Annotated in this window: 15 protein-coding genes; 8 read left to right on the top strand and 7 right to left on the bottom strand. The window is 67.4% G+C overall.

Annotated elements, in window-relative coordinates; all coding sequences use genetic code 11:
- Window positions 1–42 precede the first annotated feature (42 nt).
- The 3 genes from AC1DS0_RS13070 (at window position 43) to AC1DS0_RS13060 (ending at window position 5,429) form a co-directional block, all read left to right on the top strand.
- On the top strand, window positions 43–2,394 hold the full coding sequence (locus tag AC1DS0_RS13070) for a putative bifunctional diguanylate cyclase/phosphodiesterase (RefSeq protein WP_476814762.1): 2,352 nt from the start codon (window positions 43–45) through the stop codon (window positions 2,392–2,394).
- Between the two features lie 123 nt (window positions 2,395–2,517).
- The gene (locus AC1DS0_RS13065) at window positions 2,518–3,963 is read left to right on the top strand and encodes a dihydrolipoyl dehydrogenase family protein (RefSeq protein WP_476814761.1); all 1,446 of its coding nucleotides are present in this window, start codon (window positions 2,518–2,520) and stop codon (window positions 3,961–3,963) included.
- Window positions 3,964–3,974: 11 nt separating this feature from the next.
- Window positions 3,975–5,429: a sensor histidine kinase gene (locus tag AC1DS0_RS13060; protein WP_476814760.1), complete on the top strand. Its 1,455-nt coding sequence runs from the start codon at window positions 3,975–3,977 to the stop codon at window positions 5,427–5,429.
- A gap of 29 nt (window positions 5,430–5,458) precedes the next feature.
- Here AC1DS0_RS13060 and AC1DS0_RS13055 read toward each other — a convergent pair whose 3' ends face one another.
- Window positions 5,459–6,085 (bottom strand): S24 family peptidase, encoded by a 627-nt coding sequence (locus AC1DS0_RS13055; RefSeq protein WP_476814759.1) that lies wholly within the window; start codon window positions 6,083–6,085, stop codon window positions 5,459–5,461.
- Window positions 6,086–6,279: 194 nt separating this feature from the next.
- Between AC1DS0_RS13055 and AC1DS0_RS13050 the strand changes: the two genes are divergently transcribed.
- Window positions 6,280–6,636 carry a DUF952 domain-containing protein gene (locus AC1DS0_RS13050; protein ID WP_476814758.1) on the top strand — a complete coding sequence of 119 codons (357 nt, stop codon included), beginning with the start codon at window positions 6,280–6,282 and terminating at the stop codon, window positions 6,634–6,636.
- Complete coding sequence (locus AC1DS0_RS13045) at window positions 6,633–7,721, top strand: quinone-dependent dihydroorotate dehydrogenase (protein WP_476814757.1); 1,089 nt, start codon at window positions 6,633–6,635, stop codon at window positions 7,719–7,721. Before AC1DS0_RS13050 ends, AC1DS0_RS13045 begins: the two co-directional genes overlap by 4 nt.
- A gap of 60 nt (window positions 7,722–7,781) precedes the next feature.
- Here AC1DS0_RS13045 and AC1DS0_RS13040 read toward each other — a convergent pair whose 3' ends face one another.
- The 5 genes from AC1DS0_RS13040 to AC1DS0_RS13020 all read right to left on the bottom strand — a co-directional run bounded on the left by AC1DS0_RS13040 (window position 7,782) and on the right by AC1DS0_RS13020 (window position 12,584).
- Window positions 7,782–8,609, bottom strand: coding sequence for an alpha/beta hydrolase (locus tag AC1DS0_RS13040; protein ID WP_476814756.1), 828 nt, complete (start codon window positions 8,607–8,609; stop codon window positions 7,782–7,784).
- A 136-nt stretch (window positions 8,610–8,745) separates the two neighbouring features.
- Window positions 8,746–9,018, bottom strand: a complete 273-nt coding sequence (locus AC1DS0_RS13035; RefSeq protein ID WP_152016635.1) for a DUF6460 domain-containing protein — start codon at window positions 9,016–9,018, stop codon at window positions 8,746–8,748.
- An 84-nt stretch (window positions 9,019–9,102) separates the two neighbouring features.
- Entirely contained in the window at window positions 9,103–9,768 is a 666-nt protein-coding gene (locus AC1DS0_RS13030) for a response regulator (protein WP_425285432.1), read from the bottom strand.
- Window positions 9,769–9,882: 114 nt separating this feature from the next.
- The gene (locus AC1DS0_RS13025) at window positions 9,883–11,517 is read right to left on the bottom strand and encodes a cisplatin damage response ATP-dependent DNA ligase (protein ID WP_476814755.1); all 1,635 of its coding nucleotides are present in this window, start codon (window positions 11,515–11,517) and stop codon (window positions 9,883–9,885) included.
- Entirely contained in the window at window positions 11,514–12,584 is a 1,071-nt protein-coding gene (locus AC1DS0_RS13020) for a ligase-associated DNA damage response exonuclease (protein WP_476814754.1), read from the bottom strand. The genes AC1DS0_RS13025 and AC1DS0_RS13020 overlap by 4 nt, the downstream gene beginning before the upstream one ends.
- A 60-nt stretch (window positions 12,585–12,644) precedes the next feature.
- Between AC1DS0_RS13020 and AC1DS0_RS13015 the strand changes: the two genes are divergently transcribed.
- Window positions 12,645–13,583 carry a class I SAM-dependent methyltransferase gene (locus AC1DS0_RS13015; protein WP_476814753.1) on the top strand — a complete coding sequence of 313 codons (939 nt, stop codon included), beginning with the start codon at window positions 12,645–12,647 and terminating at the stop codon, window positions 13,581–13,583.
- Window positions 13,584–13,597: 14 nt separating this feature from the next.
- On the opposite strand, the gene AC1DS0_RS13010 is transcribed toward AC1DS0_RS13015, so the two are convergent.
- Window positions 13,598–14,527 (bottom strand): LysR family transcriptional regulator, encoded by a 930-nt coding sequence (locus AC1DS0_RS13010; RefSeq protein WP_476814752.1) that lies wholly within the window; start codon window positions 14,525–14,527, stop codon window positions 13,598–13,600.
- Between the two features lie 105 nt (window positions 14,528–14,632).
- Between AC1DS0_RS13010 and AC1DS0_RS13005 the strand changes: the two genes are divergently transcribed.
- Window positions 14,633–15,322, top strand: a complete 690-nt coding sequence (locus AC1DS0_RS13005) for a L,D-transpeptidase (RefSeq protein ID WP_476814751.1) — start codon at window positions 14,633–14,635, stop codon at window positions 15,320–15,322.
- 55 nt (window positions 15,323–15,377) lie between these two features.
- On the top strand, window positions 15,378–17,864 hold the full coding sequence (locus AC1DS0_RS13000) for a ligase-associated DNA damage response DEXH box helicase (RefSeq protein WP_476814750.1): 2,487 nt from the start codon (window positions 15,378–15,380) through the stop codon (window positions 17,862–17,864).
- Window positions 17,865–17,896: the final 32 nt, after the last annotated feature.

Raw genomic sequence — 17,896 nt, 5'->3', positions numbered from 1 at the left:
GCCTCTCCAGTGACCGTCACAAGGCAGGAGTGGATGGCGGGAGTGGCGAACCGGTTGCATAGCGCCAGCGCCGATAGAGCGATCGCAGAGCAGCCGGCCGGACATGACGGCCGGAGCGCGGTCGATCTCGCCGATTATCGCCTGCTGGTCTCCTCGCTGTTCTCCTCGCCGGGCTCGATCATCCCAGGCGGCATCGCCGGCATTCTCACGCCTTTCCTGTGCTGGGTCTCGACGAGGGCCGAGCTGTTCATGGCGCTGACGATCTGCGTCGCGCTGGTCGTCGTCATGCGGATCATCACCGTGGTCCGCTATCGCCGGCTAGACCATGCCGAAGACACGCTCGCCCAGACCACGCGCTGGGACCGGGAGTATTTCTTCGGCGCGACCGTATTCAGCGCCGTTCTCGGCTTCAGCTGCTATGCCGCGCTGGCCTGGACGGACGACCCTGCCGCCCACATCACCTCGGTATCGTCGACGATCGCGCTTGCCTCCGGCTATGTCGCGCGCAATGCCGGGCGGCCGAAATTCGTCGCCGTCCAGTTGCTGACCTTCTGCGTGCCGATGGCGGTCGGCCTGATCCAGGCGCACAATCCCTACTACCAGTACATCGGCTATTTCGCCTTCCTCTATGTCGTCGCCAATATCGCGATCACCAACTCGCTGCACCGCAACCTGCTGGCGCTGAGCGACGCGATGAAGCAATCCAAAGCGCTGGCGACGGCCCTACGCTCGCAGAACCTGACGCTCGACGCCGCGCTCAACACGATGATCCATGGCCTGGCGATGTTCGACCGCAAGCTCGACCTCGCGGTCTCGAACGCGCCGCATGCAGCCCTTTACGGCATTCCCGAGACACTCGCCTTGCCAGGCACGCCGATCAGCGCGATCGCGCGTTTCCTGGTCGAGCGGCAAGTGATGACGCCGGAGCAGGTCCGCGACATCAAGGCGGCCCTCGACGGCGTCCAGGCGACGCAGCAGGCAGCCATCTACGAATTGCAGTCGCGTAACGGCCGCATGCTCGTCGTCACCATCGCGCCCGCGGCCGAGGGCGGCGTGCTGATGCTGACCGAGGATGCGACCGAGCGGAAGGCGACCGAGGCGCGGATCGAGCAGATGGCGCGCTTCGACGAGCTGACCGGACTCGCCAACCGCTTCGAGTTCAACTCGCATCTCGCCGAAGCTTTCCGCCGGCAGGAGCGGACCGGCGAGACCTTCGCGCTGCTCTATATCGACCTCGACGGCTTCAAGCAGGTCAACGACAATCTCGGCCACGACATCGGCGACCGGGTGCTGGTCCAGACGGCAGCGCGGCTGAAGAGCGCGATCCGCCACAACGACCTTCTCGCCCGCTTCGGCGGCGACGAGTTCGTCCTGATCCTGCCGGCGACCGATGTCGCGACGGTCAGGATGATCGCGCAGCGCATGATCGAGGCGATGGACCGCGCCTTCGAGCTGGAGACCAAGACCGTCTACGTCACGGCCAGCATCGGCATCGCGCTTGCCCCGGTGGACGGCGCGACCCCGGCCGACCTGCTGCGCCATGCCGACACCGCGCTCTACAAGGCCAAGGCAGCCGGCCGCAACACAGCGACCTTCTTCGACCCGGCCATGGCCGAGGAGATGCTCGAACGCCACGAGATCGAGGTCGACCTGCGTCAGGCGACCACCGAAGGCGCGCTGGAGCTTTACTATCAGCCGATAATCGACCTGCGCACGCAGGAGATCGTGACGCGCGAGGCGCTGATGCGCTGGCGGCACCCGACCCGCGGCATGGTGCCGCCCGGCGTCTTCATCCCGATCGCCGAGCAATCCGGCCTGATCGCCGGCATGGGCGACTGGGCCATCCGCCAGGCCTGCCGCGACGCGGCGAAATGGCCTGGCGGCATCGGCGTCTCCGTCAACATCTCGCCGCTGCAGTTCCGCGAGCCGCGCCGGATCGTCGAGACCGTCAAGAATGCGCTGCTGCTCGCCCATCTCGCGCCGGGCCGCCTGACGCTCGAAGTGACGGAATCGCTGCTGATCGAGGACAACAAGACGACGCTCGAAGTCATCAACGAGTTGCGCGCGATCGGCGTGAAGTTCGCGCTCGACGATTTCGGGACGGGCTATTCCTCCCTCGCCTATCTCTCGACCTACCCGTTCTCGCAGGTGAAGATCGATCAGAGCTTCAGCCGCGACGTCAACAGCGACGAGGCCTCCAAGGCGGTGATCGAGGCGGTCTGCCAGCTCGCCCGGCGCCTGTCGATGAACGTCGTCGTCGAGGGTATCGAGACCGAGGCGCAGCGCATGGCGGTGCAACTGCTCGGCGCCCAGCGCGCCCAGGGCTATCTGTTCGGCCGGCCGCAGCCGGTGTCGGAGTTCAGCAAGGGCGACGAACCGCGCAAGATCGCCTGAGCACGGCTCGACCATCGTCCCGCCCGAATTGACTGCTTCCACCCGGTTATCGCAGCAGCGAGCTTGATTCCGCCGCAACGGCAACGCATCTGCACGAGCAAGACAGCGACCGGGAGATGCGGCGTGAGCCAAACCGCCAGCCCTGCAGCCAGCAAGGAGCCGTTGACGCCGGATATCTGCGTCATCGGCGATACGCCCGGCGGGCTCGCAGTTGCGACCGCGGCCACTCTATTCGGCGTCCGGACGGTACTGGTCCGGCAGGGTGGGAATGCGTTTTCCCTCAACGAGGGCGCACGTGGCCAGGCTCTGCGGGCCGTGGCCCAGCGCGCACAGGCCATCGCGGATGCCGAGGCCTTCAGCCTCGTACGGGATGTCGGCGAGATCGATTACGGGCGCGTACGGGCCCATCTCGACCAGGTGTCAGAGAGACTGGCCGCAAACGACTCGGATGAACGCCTCGCCGCCTTGGGCGTGCTCGTGCTCAAGGGCGAGACGCGTTTCCAGAATCGCCGCCAGGTCGCCGTCGGCGAGAGCGTGATCAAGGCGCGGCGCTTCGTCGTCGCGACCGGCTCACTGCCGGCAATGCCTGAGCTTCCCGGCCTGGCCGAGCTGCCCTGCCTGACCGAGGACAGCATCTTCGAACTCGCGAAGCGACCGGAGCGGCTGATCGTGCTCGGCGGCACGGCGGCTGCCGTCGAGCTGGCGCAGGCGATGCGCGCGCTCGGCAGCGAGGTCGCGCTGATCGCGCGGGAAGGCCTGTTGCCCGACGAGGATCCGGAAGCGGTCGGGGTGCTCCGTCGCGCCCTGCTCGGCGACGGCATCGCGTTGCATGAGGGCCGACCGATCCTGCGGGCCGAGAGCCATCGCCAGCGCCCTCGCCTTGTCCTCGACGGCGAGATCAGGATCGACGGCACGCATCTGCTGGCCACGAACGGGCGTCGGCCGAACATCGCAGGCCTTGAGCTCGACCTCGCCGGTGTCCGCAGCGACGAGACCGGGATCGTCGTCGACGCCTCGCTGCGGACCGCCAATCGCAGCATCTACGCCATCGGCGATTGCGCCGGTGGAGCCGCGAGCGGGATGGCGTCCCGCCATGCCGCCCAGCATCAGGCCGGCCTCGTGCTCCGCAACGCCCTGTTTCGCCAGCCTGTCCGCTTCCGGCGCGAAGAGGTACCGCGCACCGTCCATGGCCGGCCGGAACTGGCGAGCGTCGGCCTGAGCGAGCCGCAAGCGCGCGCGCAAGGCGAGATCCGGGTGCTGCGCTTTCCCTTCGCCGAGAGCGGGCGCGCCCAGGCCGAGCGACAAACGGAGGGGCTGGTCAAGCTGCTGACCGACCGCAAGGGTGGCATTCTCGGCGTCGTCATCGCCGGGGCGCAGGCGTCCGAATTGATCGTGCCCTGGGGGCTCGCCATCCAGCAGCGGATGAACGTCAGGGAGATGGCCGGGCTGATCGCGCCAGCCCAGAGCCTGTCGGAGCTGTCGCAGAAGGCGGCGCTCTCCTTCCAGGCACCGCTTGCGGCAAAGCCGGGCATCCGCCGCCTCATCGGCTTCCTGCGCCGTTTCGGATAGACTGGCTGTTGATGTCAGTAAGACGGTTCGATCCCAACACTTTGTCGATCAGCGTAGCGCGCGGGCCGACGCAGCTCGGCCTGTCGGCCAAGCTGCTCGTGCTCACCATCCTGTTCGTGATGCTGGCGGAGGTGCTGATCTATCTGCCCTCGGTCGCGAACTTCCGGCGCAACTGGCTGAACGACAGGCTGGCGGCGGCTCAGATCGCCGTGCTCGTCCTGGAAAATGCCCCGGCCGAAGGCCTGCCCGAGGGCAGCGAGGAGCGGCTGCTGGCTGGCGTCGGCGCCTCCGCCATCGCTGCACGCGTCGGCGGTGCGCGCCGCCTGCTCAGCCTCGATTCGATGCCGCACGAGGTCGCCAGGACCGTCGACCTGCGCGATCAGAGCTGGATGCAGTCGATCGTCGAATCAGTGGCGACGCTGGTCAGCCCCTCGCATGAGATGCCGATCCGGGTTGTCGGGCAGGCGGTCGGCGCCGCCGACTTCGTCGAGATCGTCATCGACGAGCGGCCGCTGCACCGCGCCATGCTGAAATTCTCGGTCAACCTGACGCTGGTCACGCTGATCATCTCGATCCTGACCGCCGGGCTGGTCTATCTCTCGCTGAACTGGCTGATCGTGCAGCCGATCCGGCATCTCGCCGCCAATGTGATGGAGTTCGAGCACGATCCGGAGAATCCGCGCCGGATCATCGAACCGACGCAGCGCGCCGACGAGATCGGCGAGGCGCAGCGGGCGCTGGCACGCATGCAGGCGACGCTCGCCGACGACCTCAGGGCCAAGAAGCACCTCGCCGAACTCGGCCTCGCCGTCAGCAAGATCAATCACGACCTGCGCAACATGCTGGCGGCGGCGCAATTGATGTCGGACCGGCTGACCGAGACGCGCGATCCGAAGATCCGGCGCTTTGCGCCGCGGCTGATCGCGACGCTCGGGCGCGCCATCGATTTCTGCCAGGCGACGCTGGCCTATGGCCGCGCCACCGAGGCGACGCCGGCATTGCGCGATGTGGCGCTGCGCCAGCTCGTCGCCGAGCAGGCCGAACTGCTCGGCCTCGGCGAGAACGGCGCGATCGCCTTCGCCAACGAAATCCCGGCCGAGGTGATCGCCCCTTGCGATCCCGACCAGATGGCACGGGTGCTCTCCAACCTGATGCGCAATGCGATCCAGGCGCTCGACGGCATCATGGAAGCCGGCGAGCGCACCCCGATGCTCCGGATCAGCGCCGGCCAGCGCCATGAGGAGATCGTCCTGCGCATTGCCGACAATGGGCCGGGCGTGCCGCCACGGGCGCGCGACAACCTGTTCCAGGCCTTCCGCGGCTCGGTCAATCCCGGCGGAACCGGCCTCGGACTCGCCATCGCGGCCGAGCTGGTGCGGCTGCATGGCGGCATGATCGCGCTGGAACCGTCCGAGATCGGCGCGGTGTTCACGGTGTCGCTGCCGGCGCAGCGCACAGCTGCCTAGCACCTCGCAGCCTGCCGGAAACGAGTCGCCTACTGGCTCGCCCAGATCACCCGCGCCATGAAGGCGATCTCGGCGAGCGCTAGCACTCGGTCGGCATGCTCCGGATTGAGCGAGGCGAGCTCGACCGTCTTCGCCGTCTGGCGCCGGAGCTGCTTGGCCAGCACCTCGCCCTCGACGGTCTTGACCACGACCCGGTCGCCGCGGCGGATCGCAACACCAGGCGAGACGATGATGGTGTCACCGTCGCGATAGAGCGGCAGCATCGAATCGCCGGCGATCTCCAGCGCATAGGCCTTCTCGTCCTGCAGGCCGGGAAAGGCGACCTCGTCCCAGCCTGAGCCGACCGGAAAGCCGCCATCGTCGAAGAAGCCGCCGGACCCGGCCTGGGCGAAGCCGATCAGCGGAATCGTATGGGCCGGCGGCACGCCGCGGCGCAGCACGTTCATGAACTCATCGAAGGAGGCGCCGGTGGCGGAGAGGATCTTGGCGATCGATTCGGTCGAGGGCCAGCGCTCGCGCCCGTCGGCGCCAATGCGCTTCGAGCGGTTGAAGGTGGTGGCGTCGAGCCCGGCCTTGCGGGCGAGGCCCGACGGCGTCAGGCCATAACGCTGGGCGAGCGTGTCGATCGCGCTCCAGATCTGGTCATGGGACAGCATCGCGGAGAGGCCTCGTTCCTGATGGTGCCGGCGCGGCGCAAAGCGGGATCGAAATAGGAAATATCCCCTATTCGATAAGAATTCAATCTGATTCGCGTTTGCAATCGGCCGCTGACTGAAGAAATCCGGGAGCCGGCACGGTGCGGCACGGTTTCCGCTTTTGCCGACGGCCGTCAGGCGATATGTCCGGCACCATGCCGCTCATCTACAAGATCTGTCCCGAGGCGCTCTGGCGCGAAGCCGAGGCCGCAGGCCTCTTCCAGGGAGCGCCGGTCGACCTCGCCGACGGCTTCATCCATTTCTCGACCGGCGCGCAGGCCCGCGAGACCGCCACCAGGCATTTCGCCGGCCAGGATGGGCTGCTGCTGATCGCCATCGACGATGCCGTGCTTGGCGAAGCCTTGCGCTACGAGCCATCGCGCGGCGGGGCGCTGTTCCCGCATCTTTATGCCTCGTTCGACCCGAAGCAGGCGCGCTGGATCGCGCCGCTGCCTTCAGGCGAGAGCGGCCATGTCTTTCCAGAGGATATCTTCCCGGAGGATGTCGCGTGATCGGAGCGCTGTTCGGCCTGGCGCGGCCGCTGATCCACAAGCTCGACGCCGAGCAGGCTCACCGGCTGACGATCGCGGCGCTATCCGCCGCGCCGCCGCTGCGACCGGCGGCCGATCCGCCATCGCTGGCGGTCGAGGCCTTCGGCCTGCGCTTTGCCAATCCGGTCGGGCTCGCCGCCGGCTTCGACAAGCATGCCGAGGCGATCGACGGCGCGCTGGGCCTCGGCTTCGGCTTCGTCGAGGTCGGCGGGGTGACGCCGCTGCCGCAGCCGGGCAATCCGCGCCCGCGCGTCTTCCGCCTGCCGGAGGACGAGGCAGTGATCAACCGCTATGGCCTCAACAGCGAGGGCATGGAGGCGGTCGCCGCGAGGCTCGCCGCGCGGCGCAGGAAAGGCGGCATCGTCGGCGTCAACCTCGGCGCCAACAAGGACTCGGCCGATCGCAGCGCCGATTATGCGGTGCTGGCAGGAAGGCTCGCGCCGCTCGCCGATTTCCTCACCGTCAACGTCTCCTCGCCGAACACGCCCGGCCTGCGCGACCTGCAGGCCGAGAGCGCGCTCGACGACCTGATCGCGCGCACCCTCGCCGCCCGCGACGAAGCCGCCGCCGGTGGCAAGCCGACGCCGGTCCTGATCAAGATCGCGCCCGACCTCTCCATGGCCGAGCTCGACGGCATGGTCGCGGTCGCCCGCCGCCGCAAGGTCGACGGCATGATCGTCTCGAACACCACGATCGCGCGACCAGACAGCCTGCGCAGCGCAAGCAAGACCGAGACCGGCGGCCTCTCGGGCAAGCCGCTCTTCTCGGCCTCGACGCGGATCCTCGCCGAGACCTTCCTGCGAGTCGAACGCCAGTTCCCGCTGATCGGCGTCGGCGGCATCGATTCGGCGCAGACCGCCTTCGCCAAGGTCCGGGCCGGGGCGAGCCTGCTGCAGTTCTATTCGGCGATGGTGTTCAAGGGTCCGGGGCTGGTCGGCGAGGTCAAGCGCGGGCTCGACATGCAGATGCGCAAGGCCGGTCTGCCGCGGCTCGACGCGCTGGTCGGACGCGATGCGGAGGCGATTGCGCACGGCGAGATGGGCTGAAGCTGCACGTTCGGCTGACCGCAGTGGATCGTGAGCAGACTCAGTGGATCAACATAGCCTTTACCGCGGTGTCAGCGATCCGTGTACCAAGGCCACCACCTCCGGTGCGATCAAAGCGAAAGCAGGGCCGAAGGAATCGACCACATCGAAGTGATCCATGCCCTCGGGCTTCAGGAGCCGAACGACATCGCCGGACCGTTTCGCAGTTTCAGCGTAGGCACGGGTCATCTCGATCCGCCAATCATCCTCCAGCGTGCCCAGAATGAGAACCTGCGGAACGCCAAAGGGTAAGAGGCGCAGGGGCGAAGTCTCGTTAAAGAGCGAGGCTGCCTCTGTCGCCGAGGTCGCGCCTAGCAAGGTCAGAATGTCCGCTCGCCCCCCGAACTCGAGGGAGTGTTCGAGATCGTTGACGCCCCCAAGCGAAATGACGCCCTTCAGAGGCAGCGGATCGGGGACGAAGAGCGGGCTTTCGGGGCGTAAGTTGTGCCGGCCAGTGAGCCAGAGGGCGAGGTGACCGCCGGTGGAATGGCCCATCGCGACCACTCGATTGAGGTCGAGCGGGTAAGATCGCGCGACCTCGCGCAAATGGTCGGCTGCAAGACCGACATCTCGGAAAGTCTCGGGATAGCCGCCATTTCGGTTGCCCATGCGGCGGAACTCAAGGTCCCAGGTCGCGAGCCCGGCTCCGGTCAGGGCCTCGACAAAGGGTGCGGCATAGTCCTTCGTCCAGTCCGCGAGCCAGCCGCCCCCGTGCACGAAGACAGCGACCGGGAAGCCGCCAGGGGGCGGCGGCGTGCGTGGCAACCGGAGGTCCGCGAACTGAACGGGGCTCGCCTCCCCGTAGCGAATGCGAGCATCGGGAAGCGTCTTGGGCAGCGAAGCCGCCAAGGCATGCGGGTGCGGGTGGCGGGCCATTGGGGCGTTAGACATGCCTCACGATAGGGATAAGCCCTGAGGCGGTGCAATCTTGACCGCCGAGGAACTGCTACAGCTAGAAAGCCTGCGCCGGTCTCTGCTCCTGCCTCTACCGCTTCGAGGCGAACAGGCGGCTGAGCAGCCAGAGCGGTACGACGACCAGTGCGCCCGCGAGGGCCCAGCCGCCGACCTCGCGGACCGCGTCGAAGCCCATATCGGTGATCGAGCGGACGAAGCGCAGCGCCGAGTCGAAGAGGCCCCGCGGCGACAGGCCAAGAAAGGCCATGGCCGCGCCGACCAGGAGCGAGATGAAGAACAGGCGCACGAGGACGCTGAGGAGAGAACCGCCCAGGAAGCGCTCGGTGCCACCGCCATTGGCCATGGAAATTCCCTTCGGATCGACAGCGATAGACAAATCAGACCCTGCTTGAACCGGGCCTGAACGCCGCCGTCAACCGCCAAGCGTTCAGCTCGTCGCCGAAGCGCCCTGCGCCGCCCAGCCGGCGCCGGCGATCTTGGCGGCGGCGATCACGGCCTGGGTGCGGCTGTCGACGTTGAGCTTGGTCAGGATCGCCGAGACATGCGCCTTGACCGTCGCCTCGGAGACGCCGAGCTCATAGGCGATCTGCTTGTTGAGCAGCCCTTCCGACAGCATCATCAGCACGCGCACCTGCTGCGGCGTCAGCGTGGCGAGACGCCGGACCATGTCAGCGGTCTCATGGTCGACCGGGGCAGAGAGATCGACGCCCGGCGGGGTCCAGACGCCGCCGTCGAGCACGGCCTGGATCGCCTCGCCCATCTGCGCGACTTCGGCGGTCTTGGGCAGGAAGCCGAGCGCGCCGAACTCGATGCAGCGGCGGATCACGGCCGGATCGTCATTGGCCGAGACGACGATCACCGGGATCTCGGGATAGGATGCCCGCAGGAAGAGCAGGCCGGAAAAGCCCTGCACGCCCGGCATGGAGAGATCGAGCAGGATGAGGTCGATGTCCGAGGCTTCGGCGAGCGCCTGGCCGAGCGCCTCGAGCGAGCCGACCTCGCTGACCTCCGAGCCGGCGAGTGCATGCGAGACCGCCTGGCGCAATGCGCCGCGGAAGAGCGGATGATCGTCCGCGATCACGATCCGTGTCATCATGCCCTCCGCGCGCCAAAGCCCGGCAAGATGCCGCGCGATTCCCCCTTGAAAGTTCAAGCGCCGGGCATCCTGCGCTGTCAATCTCCAATCGCCGGGAGACACAGGCGATCGCTAGCTTGCCGGCAGCAGCGCCTCCAATGTCTCGATCCGGTCGGCCTCGCCCGGCGGCTTGTCCCAGCGGATTCGGTTGATGCGGGGAAAGCGCATGGCGACGCCGGATTTGTGCCGCGTCGAGCGCTGCAGCCCCTCGAACGCCACCTCGAAGACGAGACCTCTCGCGAGGGTATGCGTCACCTCGCGCACCGGGCCGAAGCGGTTCAGAGTGTTCTTGCGGACATAGCGGTCGATCTCGATCAGTTCCTCGTCGGTGAACCCGAAATAGGCCTTGCCGACCGGCACCAGCTCGTCCGCCCCCGCCTCCCCCACTCGCCAGACACCAAAGGTGTAGTCGGAATAGAAGGAGGAGCGTTTGCCGTGGCCGCGCTGGGCGTACATCAGCACGCAATCGACCAGCCGGGCATCGCGCTTCCATTTATACCAGTAGCCCTTGGGGCGGCCCGGCAAATAAGGCGAATCGAGCCGCTTCAGCATGCAGCCCTCGACCGCCTCGGCATCGGCCCCAGCCCCCGCAGAAGCCGGATCGGCACGGGCCTCGGTCAGTTCCTCCCAGCTCGAAAAGGCGATGCGCGGCGAGAGATCGAAACGGGCGCTGTCCAGCCGGGCGAGGAAGGCCTCAAGCCTGGCGCGCCGCTCGGTATAGGGATGGGCACGAAGATCATCGTCGGCTTCGGCCAGGAGATCGTAGGCGCGGATATGGGCCGGGAATTCGGCCAGCATCTTCGGCGTCACCTGCTTGCGGTTGAGCCGTTGCTGCAGCGTGTTGAAGCTCTGGACGATGCCGTCGCGCATCACCAGCAGCTCGCCGTCGATCGCACCGTCCTGCGTGAACGCCTCGGTGAGGTCGGGAAAAGCGGCGCCGATGTCCTCGCCGGTGCGGGAATAGAGTCGGACGGTCCGGCTGCCATCAGGGCGCGTGCCCGCGACGGCCTGGACGCGGATGCCGTCCCATTTCCATTCGGCGGCGAATTCGTCGGCGTTCAGCTTGCCGAAATCGCCGTCCTCGATCGCATGCGAGAGCATGACCGGGCGGAACGGCGCCGGATCGGTCGCCTCCGGCCGTGCGCCCGCGCCCTCCAGCCAGGCGAAGAGTGCGGTGTAAGGCGGCTCCAGCCCATGCCAGACCTGCTCGACCTCATCAGCTGGAATACCGCCGAGGCTCGCGGCTGCGGTCTTGGCGAGGCGGGCGGAGACGCCGATGCGCAGGGCGCCGGTGATCAGCTTGAGCAGGGCCCAGCGGCCAGTTTCGTCGAGTGCATCGAGCCAGGAGGCAATCAGGCGCGGCATCTCGGTCTTGCCGGACTTTTGCAGGCCGGCGACGACATCCGGCAGATGCGGCACGTCGTTCGCACCATGCCGGGCCGGCCACATCAGCGCGACCGTCTCGGAGAGGTCGCCGACATAGTCATAGGAGAGCGCGAACAGGACCGGGTCGGTGCGTTCGGCGATCAAGGCGCGGATCAGGCCGGGCTTGGCATTCTGGAACACCAGCCCGCCGGTCATCGCCGCCAGCGCATAGCCGCGGTCGGGATCGGGCGTGGTGCGCAGGTAATCGGCGATCAGCGCGAGCTTGCCGTTGCGGCGCGGCTCATAAGCGAGGCGGTCGAGCAGCCAGGCGAAGCGGTTCATGGCAACGCCTCAATCGATTTGGCCTCCGCCGGCTTTGCGTCCGGCTCGGCTTCGCCCTCGTCGCCATAGCCGACGAGGTGGAGCGGCATGCCCTTGAGGCCGACCGTACCGCACCAATGCGCCAGCGCCTCGGCCTCGCCATGGGTGATCCAGATCTCGTTCGCCTGGACCTCGCGGATCGTCGCCTGCAGGTCGTCCCAGTCGGCATGGTCGGAGATGATCAGCGGCAGCTCGACGCCCTTCTGGCGCGCTCGTGCCCTGACCCGCATCCAGCCCGAGGCGAAGGCCGTGACAGGATCGGGGAAGCGGCGCGACCAGAGGTCCTGGATCGCGCTCGGCGGGCAGATGACGATCTCGCCGGCAAATGCCTTGCGTTCCTCGGCCTTGCGCTCGCTTGGCTCGATCTTGCGGATCTCGCCGAGCGGGATGCCTTCAGCCTGATAGAGCTCGGTGATCTTCTCGACCGCGCCGTGGATGTAGAGCGGCCGCTCGTAGCCGGCCTCGCGGATCAGCGCCATCAATCGTTGCGCCTTCCCCAGCGAATAGGCGCCGACGATATGGGTGCGATCGGGGAAGAGCCGGACGGAATCGAGCAGCTTGTCCGTCTCGGCATGGGCCGGCGGATGGCGGAAGACCGGCAGGCCGAAGGTCGCCTCGGTGATGAAGACGTCGCAGGTCACCGGCTCGAAGGGCGCGCAGGTCGGATCGCGCTCGCGCTTGTAGTCGCCGGAGACGACGATGCGCAGACCCTTGTGCTCGACCACGATCTGGGCGGAGCCGAGGACATGGCCGGCCGGTACGAAGCGGAAATCGACCGCGCCGATGCGGACCACCTCACCGGGAGCGGCCACCTGCTGCGAGCCAGTGAAAGCCTCGCCATAGCGCAGCGCCATGATCGCCAGCGTCTCTGATGTCGCCAGCACGGCGCCATGGCCCGCACGCGCATGGTCGGAATGGCCATGGGTGATCAGCGCTCGCGCCACCGGACGGACCGGATCGATGTAGATATCGGCCGGTGGGCAATAGAGCCCGGCCGGCGTCGGCGTCAGCAGATCGGAAGGCTTCATCGTCTGGCCAGTGTCATTTGGCTCGGTTAAACCCGCAGCATGATCGAAAAGGGCAGCAGCGTGTACTCCGCCAGTTCCGGGGATGAGCGTCTCGACCGTCGCTACGCCTGGGCCGAGGCGGCGCTCAAGGATGGCGACCCGCAGGCGGCGATCGACATCCTCGATCAAACGCTCGCCGAGAACTACGGTTTCACCGCCGCCTGGCATCTCTACGGGCTGGCCCAGGAGGCACTCGGGCACAATGAGGAGGCCGCGACCGCCTGGCGGCAATGCCTCGACCTAGACCCGAACGACCATGTCGGCGCCAAGCTCGACCTCGCCCGCATCGGCGCGCTCGCGGCCGAACAGGCCACCTCGGAGAACTTTTCAGGCGCCCTGTTCGACGGCTATGCCGAGCGCTTCGACAGCCATCTGGTCGGGACGCTGCAGTACCAGGCGCCGGCGCTGCTGAAGGAGGCGCTGGCGAGGCATTGCGAACAAACCGGCCGCCCCTTCCATTTCGGGACGGCCCTCGATCTCGGCTGCGGTACGGGGCTGATGGGCGAGGCGATCCGCACCGAGGTGCAGTTCCTCGCCGGCTGCGATCTCTCGCCGCGCATGATCGCCAAGGCGCAGGCCAAGACGCGCGAGGACGGCGGGCCGCTCTACGACAAGCTCGCGACCGCCGGCCTCACGGCCTTTCTGGCGAGCCGGCCAGACGCCTCGGCCGATCTCGTCATCGCCGCCGACGTCTTCGTCTATCTCGGCGACCTCGCCCCCTGCTTCCATCAGAGCGCGCGGGTGCTCAAGGCGGGTGGGCTGCTCGCCTTCACCGTGCAGAGCCATGACGGCGAGGGCATCACCGTCGGGCAGGACCGGCGCTTCGCCCATGCCGAGAGCTGGATCAGGGACGCGCTCGCCGAAACCCGGCTGAGGCCAGCGCTGATCGAGCCACGGAGCACCCGCATCGACCGCGGCCAGCCGGTGCCGGGGCTGCTCGTGCTGGCGGAAAGCGGCTGAAGAACCAGACTGGCCTAAGCCGTCTCCGGACGTATATCTCCGGCATCGACCCCGTCCACGGCGCGCAAGGCCGGGATGGCGAAATCGGTGAAGGCGCGCACGACCGGGCGCATGAAGCGTACCGAGGGGAAGGTCCAGAAGGCCTCCGTCGGCTTGACCTCGTAGTCCGGCAGGATGCGGACGAGCCGACCTGAAGCGAGCTCATCCGCGACGAGAAGCTGCTGCACCGGTCCGGCGGCGCGTCCCGACAGCAGGGTCGCGACGATCGTCTCGGCGGCGTTCGTGCGCATGATCGGCCGCACCGGCACGTCGATGCTCTCGCCTCCTCGACGCAACGGCAGCACATCGCGCGGCGAGAGCAGCGTCGGCGTGGTCACGATATCGATCTCGGAGAGACGCGCCGGCGTCTCAACCGGACCCGAGCGCTCGAGGAAACTCGGCGCCGCCACCAGGATGCGGCGTACCAGGCCAAGGCGCCGGACAATCAGTTCCTGTCCGTCCGGACGGCCATATCGGAGCGCGAGATCGAAGCCCTCATGGATCAGGTCGACCGCGCGGTTCTCCAGCACCAGATCGATGGTCACGCCGGGATAGCGCTCCTGAAAGGCGAGCGCGATCGGATGGAGGTGCCTTGCGCCGATGCAGGACGGCGCGTGCACGCGCAGCAGCCCTTCGACCGCCCCCATCTCATGGCGCACGCCCTCAAGCGCCGCATCGATGGTGGAAAGCGCGTTCCGGCTGGCCTCGTAAAGCGCCTTGCCTTGCACGGTCGGCCGGACCATGCGGGCCGAGCGCTCCAGCAGACGGGCGCCGACATGCCGTTCGAGATTGCGCAAGTGCTTGGTGACGGCCGGTTGCGACACGGAGAGATCGCGCGCGGCGGCGGTGACCGATCCGCGCTCGACGGTGCGCACGAAAGCCCTCAGGGCAGCGGCGATATCCATGCATATCCATTGGTTATGATATCCATCACCTCATAACGGATCGACGCTATTCCAGCAAATTGCTCTATCGCCTCACCAATTCCGTTATGCGAGCCGATAGACCGAATGCCCATCGACAGACGCAGCCTGCTGCTCGGCAGCCCGTTCCTGCTATCCGGTTGCGTGACGAGACCCGCAGCCGAGCTTTCCGGCCAGTCGTTGGCCAAGCGCCTCGACATGTTCGAGGCCGACTACGCTTCGATCTACGCCGCCGCCGATGGCGAGCCCTTTCCGGTACCGGCCGTCGATCTCAGCGAGATCGAGCCCGAATTCCTACGGCGCGAGGTCGGCTATCGCACGGCCGAGCGGCCGGGAACCGTCGTCGTCGATCCCGGGGAACGCTATGCCTATCTGGTTAGCGAAGGCGGTCGCGCGATCCGCTACGGGATCGGCGTCGGTAAGGAAGAAGGCTTCAACTTCCGCGGTGCCGCGACGATCGCGCGCAAGGCGCAATGGCCGCGCTGGACGCCGACGCCGGACATGATCCGTCGCGAGCCGCAGCGCTATGGTCGCCATGCTGGCGGCCTCGCCGGCGGCTCCGGCAACCCGCTCGGTCCGCGCGCGCTCTATCTCTATCGCGACGGGCGCGACACGCTCTACCGGCTGCATGGCACCGTCGAGCCCTGGACGATCGGGACAATGGTCTCGTCCGGCTGCATCCGCCTGCTCAACCAGGACATCATGGACCTCTATCGGCGCGTGCCTGTCGGCAGCAAGGTCGTCGTGCTGGGATCGAGCGCCGGCTCGTCCGTGTGAAAGAGGCAAACCCGCCGTTCCCTTTTCGTTCGGCAGAGCCTATCTCTGTCGGTCGATGGATGCGCCCTCGCCTCTTCCCCTCGCCTTCTCCGCCTGGTTCGCCAGCCGCGGCTGGAGTGTGCGGACGCATCAGCTCGCTCTGCTGGAAGAGGCCCGGGCCGGACGTTCAACTTTGCTGGTCGCGCCGACCGGCGCCGGCAAGACGCTCGCTGGCTTCCTGCCCTCGCTGGTCGAACTGACCCAGCGCGGCGGCGAACGCGACGGGCTGCACACGCTCTATGTCTCGCCGCTGAAGGCGCTCGCCGTCGATATCGCCCGCAATCTTGAGACGCCGATCCGCGAAATGGCGCTCTCCGTCAAGGTCGAGACCCGCACCGGCGACACCTCCCCCGCCAAGCGCGCCCGCCAGATCGAGCGCCCGCCGGACATCCTTTTGACGACGCCGGAGCAGCTCGCGCTGCTGGTCTCGCATCGCGATGCCAAGCCGTTCTTCGCAAACCTACGCCGCGTCGTGCTTGACGAATTGCACGCGCTCGTCACCTCCAAGCGCGGCGACCTGCTCTCGCTTGACCTCGCGCGCCTGCGTGAGCTCGCTCCTGATATGAGCGCGGTCGGCCTCTCGGCGACGGTGCGCGAGCCGGCCGATCTGCAGGCCTATCTCGGAGGCGCCGGCACGCCGTCCGGCCTCGTGACCGTCAAGGGCGGGGCGAAGGCTGAGATCGGCATCATGGCGACCAGCCGCCGGCTGCCGCTGGCGGGGCATATCACAGCCCATGCCGTCGACGACATCTATGCCGCGATCCGGGCGCACAAGCTGACGCTGGTTTTCGTGAACACCCGCATGCAGGCCGAGTTCATGTTCCAGGCGCTGTGGAGCGTGAACGAGGAGACCCTGCCGATCGCGCTGCATCACGGCTCGCTCGATGTCAGCCAGCGCCGCAAGGTCGAGGCGGCGATGGCTGCGGGCAAGCTCAAGGCCGTCGTCTGCACCGCGACGCTCGATCTCGGCATCGACTGGGGCGATGTCGATCTCGTCATCAATGTCGGCGCGCCCAAGGGCGCGAGCCGCCTGATGCAGCGTATTGGCCGCTCCAACCACCGCATGGACGAGCCCTCGCAGGCGCTCCTGGTGCCGTCGAACCGCTTCGAATTGCTCGAATGCCGGGCCGCGCTCGATGCGGTGGCGGAGGCGGCGCAGGACACCCCGCCACCTCGGTTAGGGGCGCTCGACGTGCTCGCCCAGCATGTGCTGGGGGTCGCCTGCTCGGACGGTTTCGAGCCCGATGCGCTCTATGAGGAGGTCCTGACGGCCTCGCCCTATGCCGGCCTCGCGCGCGCCGATTTCGATGCTGTGGTCGATTTCGTCGCCACCGGCGGCTATGCGCTGAAAAGCTATGAGCGCTTCGCCAAGCTTCGGCAGAGCAAGGACGGCATCTATCGCGCCAGCAATGCCCGCGTGATCCAGCAATACCGGATGAATGTCGGCACCATCGTCGAGTCGACCATGCTCAAGGTCCGGCTTGGCCGCTCGCGACCGGCCCGCCCCGGCGGCCAGAAGATGCTCAGCCGCGGCGGGCGCATGCTCGGCGAGCTGGAGGAATATTTCGCCGAGACGATGACGCCGGGCGACACTTTCATTTTCGCCGGCGAGGTGCTGCGCTTCGAGGGCATCGTCGAGAACGAGGTGGTCTGCTCGCGTACCGCTGCCGGCACCGACCCGAAAATTCCGTCCTATAACGGCGGCAAGTTCCCGCTCTCGACCTTCCTTGCCGCGCGGGTGCGCGCCATCCTGGCGACGCCGAAGGAATGGGCGAAGCTGCCCGACGAGGTCTCGTCCTGGCTGCATGCGCAGCGCCTGAAATCGCGCCTGCCCAAGCCCGGCGAGCTCCTGGTCGAGACCTTTCCGCGCGCCGGACGTTTCTTCCTCGTCGCCTATCCATTCGAGGGCCGCCTCGCCCACCAGACGCTCGGCATGTTGCTGACGCGCCGGCTGGAGCGGGCACGAATGAAGCCGCTCGGCTTCGTCTGCAACGATTATGGCCTTGGCGTCTGGACGCTCGGCGACATGGCAGCGGCAATCGCGCGCGGGGCGCTCTCGCTCGACGAGCTCTTCGCGCAAGACATGCTCGGCGACGATCTCGAGGAATGGCTGGCGGAATCGGCGCTGATGAAGCGCACCTTCCGCTCCTGCGCCGTGATCGGCGGCCTGATCGAGCGCCGCTTCCCCGGCCAGGAGAAGAGCGGGCGGCAGGTGACGATCTCGACCGACCTCGTCTACGACGTGTTGCGCCGGCACCAGCCCGACCATGTGCTCCTGCGCGCCGCCCGCGCCGATGCGGCGACGGGCTTGCTCGATATCGGCCGCCTGGGTCAGATGCTGACACGGATCAGCGGGCGAATCGTGCATCAGCCGCTCGATCACGTCTCGCCGCTCTCGGTCTCGGTCATGCTGGAGATCGGACGCGAGGCGGTCCATGGCGAAGCGGCCGACGAGATCCTGGCCGAGGCGGAAGCGCAGATGCTCGAAGAGGCGATGGCGTGAACCTGGCGGCAAAGGAAACGAACGAAGTAGCT

The sequence above is a fragment of the Allobosea sp. P4_H5 genome (assembly GCF_056400825.1).
Note: the sequence above shows the minus strand (reverse complement) of the source record. Positions and strands in the feature narration are given on the sequence as shown.